Genomic DNA, 11,678 nt, shown 5'->3' with positions numbered 1-11,678 from the left:
ATGACACTCGCCACGACCATCACGATCATCGCGATCGCCTTTATCATATCTGCGCTTCTTGCGCTTCCGCTCATCCCGATGCTCAGGAGGCTGAAGTTCGGCCAGAGCATCCGTGAGGAAGGCCCGCAGGCACACCAGAAAAAAGCAGGGACACCGACGATGGGGGGCATCATCTTTATCCTCTCCATCGTCGTGACCGCACTTGCGCTCGGCTGGATGAACGGCCTGCTGACCACCCAGACGGTTGTCCTGCTTCTCGTGCTTGCGGGATTCGGGCTGATCGGATTCCTGGATGACTTCATCAAGGTCGTCCTGAAGCGCAATCTGGGACTGACGTCCCTGCAGAAGCTGATCGGCCAAATTGTCATCGCAGTCGTCTCTTATCTTCTGCTCCGCCTGGGGCCGTTCGAGACAACAGTGGGGCTGCCGTTCACTTCGTTTGAAATTGACCTGGGACCGTTTTATGTCCTGTTCCTCATTTTCTGGCTGGTCGGTTTTTCGAATGCGGTCAACCTGACTGACGGCCTGGATGGACTGGTCGCGGGTACTTCTTCGATCGCCTTCGCGGCATTCGGGGTACTTGGGCTGGTTTACGGGCAGGAAGACCTTTCCCTTGTCGCGTTTTCCGTAACCGGAGCGCTTCTCGGGTTCCTTCTCTTTAACGCGAATCCTGCAAAGATCTTCATGGGGGATACCGGCTCACTTGCGCTCGGCGGCATATTGGCGATGCTGTCAGTCCTGATGAAGCAGGAACTGCTCCTGCTCCTTGTGGGAATCGTCTTTGTCATCGAGACGCTGTCCGTTATCCTGCAGGTGATTTCTTTCAAGACGACGGGCAAGCGAATCTTCAAGATGAGCCCGATCCATCACCATTTCGAACTGTCGGGATGGTCCGAATGGAAAGTCGTCATCGTTTTTTGGACGGCAGCGCTTGCCGCTGCACTTATCGCGGTTTTGCCGGAGGTGATCTGATATGAAACCGATACACCAATTTGAAGGAAGCCGCGTGCTCGTGCTGGGGCTGGCCAAAAGCGGTTCGGCCGCTGCACGGCTCCTGTACAGGCTTGGCGCGGACGTGACGGTGAATGATGCACGCGATGAAGATCCGGAAGCGGCATCTCTCCGTGAAATGGGCGTCGAAGTGATTCTCGGCGGCCATCCGGAGAACCTGCTGGACAGGGGATATGACTGCGTCGTCAAAAACCCGGGAATCCGATATGACCATCCGGTCGTCTCACAGGCGGTGAATGCCGGCATTCCGGTATGGACCGAAGTCGAGCTTGCGTATCTGATCAGCGAGGCCCCGCTTCTCGGCATCACCGGTTCCAACGGAAAGACGACCACCACCACGCTCCTCTATCACATGCTGAACATCGGCGGAAAGAATCCGCTGATAGCAGGGAATATCGGTACGCCGTCTTGCCTGGTTGCGGCAGAGGCGGAACCGGATCAGGCTGTCGTCATCGAACTGTCTTCGTTCCAGCTCATGGGCACGGAGCGTTTCCGGCCCAAGATTGCGATCTGGACGAACCTCTATGAGGCGCATATTGATTACCACGGGACGTTCGGGGAATACGGCGAAGCAAAGTTCAATATCACCCGCAACCAGCTGCCGGAAGATGTGCTGATCTATAATGCCGACCAGCAGGCTGTGGCGGAATATGCCGCAAGGTCCCGTGCACGGAAAATCCCGTTTACGCTGTCCGGACGGGCAGACGACGGCATCAGCGCGGACCGGGAAGCCGTATATTGGTACGGGGAAAAAATGCTGGACCGTTCCGCCATTCTGCTGCCGGGTCGCCACAATCTGGAGAATATCCTGTCGGCGACGGCCGCAGCCCTTACATACGGCTGCCCGCTGGATGCGGTCAAGGATGTCCTGTCCTCCTTCTCCGGGGTCCGGCACAGGACGCAATTTATCCGGGAATGGAAAAAGCGCAGATTCTACAATGACTCGAAGGCAACCAACACCCTCGCGACAAAAAGTGCCCTTGAAGCATTCGGGGGTCCAGTCGTCCTTCTGGCAGGAGGGCTGGACCGGGGGCATTCTTTCGAGGAACTGCGCCCGTTCATGGACCGTGTCCGGGAAATTGTCGTCTTCGGGGAAACGGCAGCCCGGCTCCGCGAATTCGCAGAGTCATGCGGAGTCGAGGGCATCCATGATGCCTCGGACATCGAGCAGGCGACTGAAATCGCAGCCCGCTGTTCAGAGGAAGGGGATACCATCCTGCTGTCGCCCGCCTGTGCGAGCTGGGACCAGTACGAAAGCTTCGAGGTCCGGGGCGATCGCTTTATCGAGGCTGTCCGCAAGCTATAAGGGATCCGGGCAGGCCAGCCGATTCATAACAAGGAAGGATGCATGCACTGGAAAAGAAGCTCCTCATCCTGTTCGCCTCCGCTGCTGCAGCACTCAGTCTGCTGGGAATCCTGTTTGTTCACTCTGCGGGATCCTACTGGGGTGAGATCCATTACGGAGATACACTCCCGTTCGCCCTGAAGCAGGCAGTCTATCTTGCCGTGGCACTTGCCGCGGCTGCATTTATCCTGCGATTCAGGGGTATCGGGAACAAAAAGTTCTGGAATGCCGTCTACATCCTGTCTATTATTCTTTTGGTAGGCGTGCTGATTCCGGGAATCGGGGCGGTGCGCAACGGTTCACAAAGCTGGATCGCTCTGGGGCCGATCAGTCTCCAGCCTGCGGAATTCACGAAGATCGCCGTGATCGGCAAGCTTGCCTCCATGCTGGGGGAGCAGCGGGGCCGCAAGGTGTTCAGGCTGTCACATCTGGCGGTGATCCTGCTGCCGGCAGGGCTGATCATGCTTCAGCCGGATTTCGGATCGATGATGATCATGACGGTCTCGGCTTTCTGCGTTCTTCTGATCGCCGGCTATCCGCTGAAATTCTTTTTCGGGCTCGGTGCGGCCGGTGCAGCCGGCATCACGGCGCTGATCGCCGCGGCCCCATACCGTCTTGACCGGATCAAGGCTTTTCTTGACCCGTGGAGCGACCCTCTGGGAAGCGGATTCCAGGGGATCCAATCCCTCCTGGCGGTAGGGCCGGCCGGCCTGCTGGGCTACGGTTATGGCCAGAGCAGACAAAAGTATCTCTACCTGCCGGAGCCGCAGAATGATTTCATTTTTGCCATCATTGCGGAGGAAATCGGCTTTCTCGGCTCCTCAGCCGTCATCCTTCTCTTCTTATTGCTGACTGCCGCGGCATTCGGACTCGCGGCCCGCCAGCGGGATCCGTTCTCGCTTCAGATGGTATCGGGGATGGCGGCCATGCTCGGTTTCCAGTCTTTCCTCAATATCGGGGTCGTGACGGGACTGTTGCCCGTGACAGGCGTCACCCTGCCGTTCATCAGCTACGGCGGATCATCTTTGCTTGCCGCCTGGATCGCGGCAGCCCTCATCCTGAGATTCGGGTCCGGTGGGGGAAAGGGCTGAAAGGAGGCCACCCGTTTGGATAAAGTGATCGATATCGAAGACCGTATCCCTTCCCTTAAGGAGAAGAGAAGGAGAAGGACGAACCGGAACTTCCTGTTTCTGCTTGTCCTGTTCCTCCTGCTGCTGGCAGTCCTGCTCTATTTTCAGTCACCGCTCAGCAAAGTGAGGGAGATCCGGGTTGAAGGTGCTGCCCTCCAGAACGAGGAGGAGTATATAAAGGCTTCCGGAATCAGGACGGGTGACGCGCTTTGGGGATTCAGTTCCGGTGAAGCCGAGCAGTCGGTAACACGCCTGGCAGGCGTCGAAGGGGCGGAAGTCGTAAGGGAAGACTTCCGTGATGTCGTCATCCGGGTGGACGAGTTTAAAACCGTGGCACTGGTCCAGCGCGAGTCGGGTTTCCATCCGGTCCTGGCTGACGGATCGGTTTTCGGGCGGGCATCCGAAACACCGCCGCCCGCCCCGATCCTTGCGGAATTCGGCGAGGATGAGCAGATGAAGAAAATGGTCGGTGAACTGGAAAAGCTCCCTGCCTCCATCACTTCCCTCATATCAGAGCTGAAGTATACCGGTGAAGGCTCCATCACGGCATTTATGACAGACGGGTATGAAGTCCGGGGTGTCATTTCCGGATTTGCGGATAAGATGGAATACTATCCGTCGATTGTCTCGCAGCTTACAGAAGAGGGGAAAGGCGTCATCGACCTGGAAGCGGGGGTGTACTTCACGAGCTATGAGAAAATTTATGGCGACGGAGAAAGCCAGAATGATAGCGGAGAGGAAAATGCCGGAGAAGGCGGGCCGGAAGAACAGGAAATAGAAATCCCGTAAAAATTCCGTATTTCCTGCCGGACAGCTGCCTGTGTATGCAATAAGTTGCCTGGACATCCCTTTTACGTTTAAAGTATAGATGGACCGGGAATTGAAGGATTTTCAACATAATTCACGAATATACTTAACATTGACTTGATAATGAAATAGAATGATTGTTAAGAGGATCAGAAGGAGGTGCCATCCGTGAGTCAGGCCGATATGTATGTTTCACTCGACATCGGTTCCTCCTCCGTTAAAGTGCTGATCGGGGAAATGACGGATCGTTCGCTGCACGTAATCGGAGTCGGAAATGTTAAATCGGAAGGCATCCGGAAGGGTGCCATTGTAGATATAGATGCGACTGTCCAGTCCATCCGGAAGGCAGTTGAACAGGCCGAGCGGATGATCGGGATGTCGATCCGGGAGGTTGTGCTTGGAATCCCGGCCAATCAGGTCATGCTTCAGCAGGTGAAGGGCGTCGTGGCGGTGAACAGCGAAAACCGCGAAATTACGGACGATGACCTCGACCGGGTCATGAGATCCGCGGAAGTGATGATTCCGGCGGAGCGGGAGCTCATCAACATCATCCCGCAGCAGTTCATCGTCGATGACCTCGATGAGATCAAGGACCCGCGCGGAATGATCGGCGTCCGCCTGGAGATGGACGCAACACTCGTGACGACGTCACGCACGCTTCTCCACAACATTCTCCGCTGTGTTGAGCGGGCCGGACTCCAGATCCGGGAGATTTACCTGCAGCCGCTTGCGGCCGGGTATTTCGCCCTGTCGGAGGACGAGAAAAACCACGGGACCGCCTATGTCGATATCGGCGGCGGTTCGACGACGGTCGCCGTATTCGGTGACGGCCGCCTCGTTTCGGCGGGCGTTATTCCAGTGGGCGGCGACCATGTGACAAAAGACCTGTCGATCGTCCTGAAAACGACGACCGAACAGGCGGAGCAGATCAAGCACCAGTACGGGCACGCCTACTACGATGATGCTTCAGAGGATGAACTGTTCGAAGTTCCAGTTGCTGGCATGGAAACAAAAGACCAATACAGCCAGAAATACATTTCCGAAATCATCGGAGTCCGGCTCGAAGAATTGTTCGAGATGGTGCTGGACGAGCTATACCGGATGGATATCCGGGATCTGCCGGGCGGGATTGTCCTGACCGGCGGCACCGCCAAGCTCGAGGGGCTTCCGCAGCTAGCAAGGGAAGTTCTCCAGACACGTGTCCGGATCTATGTGCCGGAGTTCATCGGAGTCCGTGAGCCGAAGTACTCATCTGCGGTCGGACTCATCCGCTATGCCCGGATGGAAGACGAATTCTTCGGCCAGCGCGGGGAATCTCCGTTCGGCGAAGCGATGGAGGCGGCAGCAGCGGCTCCCGCCAAGAAGAAAGAACCGCGCGGCAAAGACGGCCAGGAAAAGGTCGTCAACCGGATGAAGAAAATATTCGACAAATTCTTTGATTGACCGGAAGTCACCCGTACATCCATAGGAGGAGAAACCATGCTGGAATTTGATACTAATATCGATGCGCTCGCCGTCATCAAAGTCATCGGCGTAGGCGGCGGCGGCAATAACGCAGTAAACCGGATGATTGAACACGGCGTACAGGGCGTGGAATTCATCGCAGTCAACACGGATGCCCAGGCTCTCAAACTGTCCCAGGCGGAAGTGACGCTCCAGATCGGTGAAAAGCTGACGCGCGGACTCGGTGCAGGCGCGAACCCTGAAGTCGGGAAAAAAGCGGCTGAAGAAAGCAAGGAGCAGATCGAGGAAGCGCTCCGCGGCGCGGACATGGTGTTCGTCACAGCGGGAATGGGAGGCGGCACCGGTACGGGCGCGGCGCCTGTCATCGCCCAGGTGGCAAAAGATCTCGGTGCGCTGACGGTCGGCGTCGTGACGCGTCCGTTCACATTCGAAGGCCGCAAACGTGCAACACAGGCTATCGGCGGCATCGCGGCCATGAAGGAATCGGTCGATACACTGATCGTCATCCCGAACGACCGCCTGCTCGAAATCGTAGACAAAAACACGCCGATGCTTGAGGCGTTCCGTGAAGCGGACAATGTTCTCCGCCAGGGTGTCTCCGGCATTTCCGATCTGATTGCGGTTCCGGGACTCATCAACCTCGACTTCGCAGACGTGAAGACGATCATGCAGAACAAAGGCTCCGCATTGATGGGGATCGGTGTCTCTTCAGGCGAGAACCGGGCTTCGGAAGCTGCCAAAAAGGCCATCTCCAGCCCGCTTCTCGAAACCTCGATCGATGGGGCCAAGGGTGTTCTGATGAATATTACAGGCGGATCAAACCTCAGCCTGTTCGAAGTACAGGAAGCGGCCGATATCGTCGCCAGCGCTTCCGATGAAGAAGTCAATATGATTTTCGGTTCCGTCATCAACGACAACCTGAAGGACGAGATCGTCGTGACGGTCATCGCCACCGGCTTCACCGAGGAACAGCTGAATCAGCGCAACACGCGTGCAGGCGGCTTCAGCGCCGGGCGCGTACAGCCGGCCCGGCCGGAACGGCCGCAGCAGCCGGCTCCTTCCCGCAGCGACTATCGTGACCGTGACGATCAGGGCGGCCACTTCCAGCAGGAAGCGCCGCAGCGCCAGAGCCAGCAGCACCAGGAAGACACACTGGATGTTCCGACATTCCTGCGCAACCGCAGGAGAAGATAATCCGGTAACCGACAAGTTTCCAAAAGCCCTTTCCGCATCCTGGCGGAAAGGGCTTTTTGGCATGCCTCCGTTTTTGCGGCAGCTGCAGCCATGGAACTCCCCCTATCCTGTCGGGTCCTGTCCGAATTTTGAGGTCTGTCAGTTCCGGATTCCGACAGAGCCCGCAGACAGGGCGTGATACGGTATGGACAAGGGAGGGGGAGCCATGTACGGAGAAGTGGCGATCGCGGTAAACTCGGCATTCAATTATCTGATTCTTTCATTCGCGGACAAGGTCTGCCGGCGGCCTGCCGGCAAGTGGCGTCTTCTGGGAGCGGCGGTCGCAGGGGCGCTTCCGGTGGTGGTGTTCGGAGGGGCTCCCGTCCCGACGGCAGCGGCATTCCTGGCGATGATCATGATCGCCTTCGGACTGCACCGGAATGCGGCTCTGAAAGGGGCGGGCGCGACTCTGACGGCAGCCCTGTTCGCCGGGGGTCTTCTGACAGTGCTGAATCCTTCGGAGTTCGGGATCGGGGGCACAGCGGCCATTTTCACATCCTGTCTGTTTGCCTCGGGCGGTCTTCAAATGCTGGCCGTCAGATGGCGTGGGGCAGAAGAGGATTCGGCCGCGGCGGAATACCGCGTGGATACAGAGCTTGAATGGTTTGGAAGCAGCATTCCGATTTCGGCATTTGCGGATTCCGGCAATGCCTGCACGGAGCCGCTGACAGGTGCCCCGGTCCATTTTATTGCCTACAGGTCGGTAAAAGAACAGCTGCCGGAAGAAGTCCGCTTTGCCCTGGAAAACCTTCCGGGAGAGGGCGTTCCGGATCTGACCGCTTTTCCGCCGGAGATCCGGGCCCGGCTCCGCCCGATCCGGATCAGGACGGTCGGCGGAAGCGCCTGGGCAGTGGGTTTCAGGGCCGGCAGCTGGACCGTAAACGGCACAGAAGATGCCCGGATCGGCGGATACATCGTACTCACCGAGAATGATGCCGAATATCCGCTCGGCGCGGACGCCATTCTCCACCGCTCCTCCCTCATTCATCTCAAGGAAAGGGGATCGACAGATGCTGACAGGTCTTAAAAAATGGATTGCGGTGCTTCTTCAGACCATCAAGAAAGACGGGACATACTATATCGGAGGACACGAATCACTTCCGGTCCCTCTCACGAAAGAAGAGGAAGAAGAGACGCTCAGAAGATTCATGGAAGGTGACAGGGAGGCCCGCGACCGGCTGATTGAGAAGAACCTGAGGCTCGTCGTGTATATCGCCCGGCGTTTCGAGAATACGAACACACATATTGAAGACCTGATCAGCATTGGCGCAATCGGCCTGATCAAGGCGATCGAAACCTTCGACACGGAGAAGAAAATCAAGCTCGCCACCTATGCATCCCGCTGCATCGAGAACGAAATCCTGATGCACCTGAGGAAGACAAGCCGCATGAAATCGGAAGTATCGTTTGACGAGCCGCTGAATTCGGATGCGGACGGCAATGAGCTGCTCCTGTCCGATATCCTCGGGACGGATGAGGACATCATCACCGATGACGTCGAACGGAAAATCGAACGTCAGCATGTCGTGGAAGCGATTTCAAGGCTGAACGACCGGGAGCGCTACATCATGGAATGCCGGTTTGCACTTGGGGGCAAGGAAGAGATGACACAAAAGGAAGTCGCTGACCACCTGGGGATTTCCCAGTCTTATATATCAAGGCTTGAAAAGAAAATCATCAGTGACTTGAGGGGGCTGCTGAACCATCCGGTAAGCTGATGGATGAAATTGGCGAGGGTCCGCAGCGAATAGGACACCGGCCTCCGGACAGACTGTAGGGAAACAGAGAAAAGTCAAAAGTCCGGAGGATGATGAGATGTCCAACATGAAAGTGGAGATCTGCGGAATCGACACATCGAAGCTCCCTCTCCTGTCCCATGAAGACATGCGTGAAACATTCAAACGGATGCAGGCGGGTGACCAGTCTGCCAAAGATGAACTGGTCATCTGTAATCTCCGGCTCGTTCTGAGCATCGTACAGCGGTTCGCCTACAGGGGGGAGCAGGCAGATGATCTGTTCCAGGTAGGCTGCATCGGCCTTCTGAAATCCATTGATAACTTTGACCTTAAGCATAATGTCCGTTTTTCCACCTATGCCGTACCGATGATCATCGGGGAAATCCGAAGACATCTGCGGGACCACCATCCGGTCCGGGTGTCGCGCTCGCTCCGTGACATCGCCTACAAAGCAATGAAGGCGAAGGAGCAGTTTGTCCACGAGCAGCTGAGGGAGCCGACCCTTGACGACCTCGCCAAGATGACAGACATCCCGTCGGAGGATATCCTTTTCGCACTGGACGCCATCCAGGATCCGCTGTCTCTGCATGAGCCGATTCACCATGATGGCGGGGATCCCGTAACGATGATGGACCAGCTGCAGGACACGCTAGTAAATGAAGACCGCTGGCTGAACTATGTCTCGGTAAAGGAGACGGTGCGGAAAATGGACGCCCGCCAGCAGAAAATATTGTCCAAGCGCTTCTATTACGGTGAGACCCAGACGGAAATCGCGAAGGAACTCGGTATTTCCCAGGCGCAGATCTCGCGTCTCGAGAAACATGCGATCGGAATCATCCGGGAAACACTCGACCAGGAAAAGGACAAAGAAAAGAAAAAGCGTTAGCAGACGGAGATTCGGCCATTCAAGGAAAATCCCGGTTTTGTTCAGTATGGACGGAACCGGGATTTTTTTGCGTTTGTGCCAAACTCCTTTTCTTGAATTTCCGCTTTTCGGTACAACTGCGAGCATCCGTCTTTTCCCGGGAAATGGACAGCGGGTGTCATAGGGAGGGCTCTTTTCAAGACGCCCGGCATAGGATGTACGGGAGGGATCCGCCTTGAAATTTTCCGATCTGCAGAAAAAGGAGTTCATAGAGGCCGGAAGAGGCCGTCAGCTCGGCTATGCGGTCGATGCGACTGTTTCGACGGAAGACGGGACTATCGAGTATTTTCACGTGGGCGGAATGGAGAAGATGCGCCTTTTCGGGAACGCGGAGGCACCTGTGAAAATTCCGCTCCGCCGGGTGATGGTAATCGGCAAGGATGTTGTCCTCGTCGATGATGCGGCCAAAGAATAGGAATGGGGAAGTCATTGAAAAAGCACTTCCGCCTTGATACAATGTAGAAAGCAACGTAGAGAAAAGTGGGAATTGAATTGTCGACTGTAGCAGAACGTTTGAACGATATACAACAACAGATCACGGATGCGTGCAGGCGTGCAGCGAGAAACCCGGAAGAAGTCACGATTGTTGCGGTGACGAAGTCGGTCGGGCCGGAGCGGGCCAGGGAAGTGGTCGATTCCGGAATCGTCCATCTGGGCGAGAACCGCAATGAAGGCCTTGACCTGAAGCAGTCCGCAATCGGCTCCGATGCCCGCTGGCATTTTATCGGTTCTCTCCAGAGCCGTAAGGTCAGGGATGTGATCGGCAGGATCGATTTTCTCCATTCACTGGACCGCAAAAGCCTTGCAAAGGAAATCCAGAAGCGGGCAGAACGGCCGGTCGACTGCTTTGTCCAGGTGAATGTATCGGGCGAGGCTTCCAAGTCCGGGGTCAGCCCGGATGAAGCGGAAGATTTCATCCGCATGCTTGGCGCCTATGATAAGATCCGCGTTGTCGGGCTTATGACAATGGCGCCGAATACGGATGACGAAGAAGTTATCCGAAGCACATTCCGCGGACTCAGGGAATTGCGAGATGAAATCTCATCGCTGGGTCTTCCGCATGCGCCCTGCACCGAACTATCGATGGGCATGTCAAACGATTTCGGCATAGCGGTTGAGGAAGGGGCGACATTCGTCCGGATCGGCACCGCAATTGTCGGCTATGAAAGCGGGGAACGCTCATGAGCTTCAAGGACAAGTTCAAGAACTTCTTCTATCTAGAGGAGGAAGAGGAAATGCAGGAAAAAAAACAGCCGGCTCCCGCACAGCAGCCGCGTCCGGAACCGCCTCGCCAGGCAGATCAGGATTGGCGGCAAAAAGATCGCCGCAAGCCGGCACCTTCAAAGCCGCAGGAAGGCCCTAATGTGGTGAGCCTTCAAAGCATCAAGAAATCCTCCAAAATGATTCTCTCCGAACCCCGTGTGTATGCGGAAGCACAGGATATCGCAGAGCACCTGAAAAATAAGCGCACGGTTGTCGTCAATCTTCAGCGCATCGATCATGGCTCGGGCACGAGGATCATCGATTTCCTGAGCGGAACGGTCTATGCGCTCGGAGGGGACATCACCCGCATCGGGCATGACATCTTCCTCTGTGTACCGGAAAATGTGGAATTGTCCGGTGAGATCTCTGAGTATCTGTACGACGAATTTGAATGATGGGATGAGATAAAGTCTTATGTGGGCACTGTTTAATCTACTGGCCAACGCAGCTCAGATCTATTCGATCCTGCTGGTCATCTACGTACTTATGTCCTGGGTGCCGAGCACGAGGGAAACATCCATCGGCCGGCTCCTCGCCAAAATTTGTGAACCTTATCTGGATATTTTCCGGAAGATCATCCCGCCGATCGGCATGATCGACATTTCGCCGATTGTTGCACTGATTGCACTGAATCTGATTGTTCGGGGACTATTCACTGTTTTCCAGTGGATTGCGTGACCGGCATCCCGGTTTCGGCTCCGATCATCAGAAATACGATACCGGGAGCCTTCCCGGATCCCTGCCCGCGATGCGGAGGGATTCGG

13 protein-coding genes are annotated in these 11,678 nt (G+C 56.1%); all 13 read left to right on the top strand.

Annotated features, from left to right (window positions below):
• Nucleotides 1–972 carry a phospho-N-acetylmuramoyl-pentapeptide-transferase gene (mraY, locus tag C772_RS03065; RefSeq protein ID WP_008297323.1) on the top strand — a complete coding sequence of 324 codons (972 nt, stop codon included), beginning with the start codon at nt 1–3 and terminating at the stop codon, nt 970–972.
• 1 nt (nt 973) lies between these two features.
• Nucleotides 974–2,317, top strand: coding sequence for a UDP-N-acetylmuramoyl-L-alanine--D-glutamate ligase (gene murD / locus C772_RS03060; RefSeq protein WP_008297321.1), 1,344 nt, complete (start codon nt 974–976; stop codon nt 2,315–2,317).
• A gap of 38 nt (nt 2,318–2,355) precedes the next feature.
• Nucleotides 2,356–3,447, top strand: coding sequence for an FtsW/RodA/SpoVE family cell cycle protein (locus C772_RS03055; RefSeq protein WP_008297318.1), 1,092 nt, complete (start codon nt 2,356–2,358; stop codon nt 3,445–3,447).
• Nucleotides 3,448–3,471: 24 nt separating this feature from the next.
• Nucleotides 3,472–4,275 (top strand): cell division protein FtsQ/DivIB, encoded by an 804-nt coding sequence (locus C772_RS03050; RefSeq protein ID WP_235046365.1) that lies wholly within the window; start codon nt 3,472–3,474, stop codon nt 4,273–4,275.
• A 186-nt stretch (nt 4,276–4,461) separates the two neighbouring features.
• On the top strand, nt 4,462–5,736 hold the full coding sequence (gene ftsA / locus C772_RS03045; RefSeq protein WP_008297314.1) for a cell division protein FtsA: 1,275 nt from the start codon (nt 4,462–4,464) through the stop codon (nt 5,734–5,736).
• Between the two features lie 36 nt (nt 5,737–5,772).
• Entirely contained in the window at nt 5,773–6,951 is a 1,179-nt protein-coding gene (gene ftsZ / locus C772_RS03040; protein ID WP_008297313.1) for a cell division protein FtsZ, read from the top strand.
• A gap of 205 nt (nt 6,952–7,156) precedes the next feature.
• Nucleotides 7,157–8,017 carry a sigma-E processing peptidase SpoIIGA gene (locus C772_RS03035; protein WP_008297312.1) on the top strand — a complete coding sequence of 287 codons (861 nt, stop codon included), beginning with the start codon at nt 7,157–7,159 and terminating at the stop codon, nt 8,015–8,017.
• Nucleotides 8,001–8,708 carry an RNA polymerase sporulation sigma factor SigE gene (sigE, locus tag C772_RS03030; RefSeq protein ID WP_008297311.1) on the top strand — a complete coding sequence of 236 codons (708 nt, stop codon included), beginning with the start codon at nt 8,001–8,003 and terminating at the stop codon, nt 8,706–8,708. The genes C772_RS03035 and sigE overlap by 17 nt, the downstream gene beginning before the upstream one ends.
• Before the next feature lie 97 nt (nt 8,709–8,805).
• The gene (sigG, locus tag C772_RS03025) at nt 8,806–9,612 is read left to right on the top strand and encodes an RNA polymerase sporulation sigma factor SigG (protein ID WP_008297310.1); all 807 of its coding nucleotides are present in this window, start codon (nt 8,806–8,808) and stop codon (nt 9,610–9,612) included.
• 214 nt (nt 9,613–9,826) lie between these two features.
• On the top strand, nt 9,827–10,066 hold the full coding sequence (locus tag C772_RS03020; protein WP_008297309.1) for a PRC-barrel domain-containing protein: 240 nt from the start codon (nt 9,827–9,829) through the stop codon (nt 10,064–10,066).
• A gap of 77 nt (nt 10,067–10,143) precedes the next feature.
• Nucleotides 10,144–10,836, top strand: coding sequence for a YggS family pyridoxal phosphate-dependent enzyme (locus C772_RS03015; RefSeq protein ID WP_008297308.1), 693 nt, complete (start codon nt 10,144–10,146; stop codon nt 10,834–10,836).
• Nucleotides 10,833–11,309: a cell division protein SepF gene (locus tag C772_RS03010; protein WP_008297307.1), complete on the top strand. Its 477-nt coding sequence runs from the start codon at nt 10,833–10,835 to the stop codon at nt 11,307–11,309. Before C772_RS03015 ends, C772_RS03010 begins: the two co-directional genes overlap by 4 nt.
• A 19-nt stretch (nt 11,310–11,328) precedes the next feature.
• Nucleotides 11,329–11,592, top strand: coding sequence for a YggT family protein (locus C772_RS03005; RefSeq protein ID WP_008297306.1), 264 nt, complete (start codon nt 11,329–11,331; stop codon nt 11,590–11,592).
• Nucleotides 11,593–11,678 lie beyond the last annotated feature (86 nt).

It is taken from the genome of Bhargavaea cecembensis DSE10, assembly GCF_000348905.1.
GTDB lineage: Bacteria > Bacillota > Bacilli > Bacillales_A > Planococcaceae > Bhargavaea > Bhargavaea cecembensis.
The sequence above is the reverse complement of the archived record's forward strand: the minus strand, read 5'-3'. Positions and strand labels throughout refer to the sequence as shown.

Bases quoted from the DNA above. Each gene is read 5' to 3' on its own strand.
- mraY (WP_008297323.1), top strand. From the start codon at position 1: ATGACACTCGCCACGACCATCACGATCATCGCGATCGCCTTTATCATA.
- murD (WP_008297321.1), top strand. From the start codon at position 974: ATGAAACCGATACACCAATTTGAAGGAAGCCGCGTGCTCGTGCTGGGG.
- C772_RS03055 (WP_008297318.1), top strand. From the start codon at position 2,356: ATGCATGCACTGGAAAAGAAGCTCCTCATCCTGTTCGCCTCCGCTGCT.
- ftsZ (WP_008297313.1), top strand. From the start codon at position 5,773: ATGCTGGAATTTGATACTAATATCGATGCGCTCGCCGTCATCAAAGTC.
- C772_RS03035 (WP_008297312.1), top strand. From the start codon at position 7,157: ATGTACGGAGAAGTGGCGATCGCGGTAAACTCGGCATTCAATTATCTG.
- sigE (WP_008297311.1), top strand. From the start codon at position 8,001: ATGCTGACAGGTCTTAAAAAATGGATTGCGGTGCTTCTTCAGACCATC.
- sigG (WP_008297310.1), top strand. From the start codon at position 8,806: ATGTCCAACATGAAAGTGGAGATCTGCGGAATCGACACATCGAAGCTC.
- C772_RS03010 (WP_008297307.1), top strand. From the start codon at position 10,833: ATGAGCTTCAAGGACAAGTTCAAGAACTTCTTCTATCTAGAGGAGGAA.
- C772_RS03005 (WP_008297306.1), top strand. From the start codon at position 11,329: ATGTGGGCACTGTTTAATCTACTGGCCAACGCAGCTCAGATCTATTCG.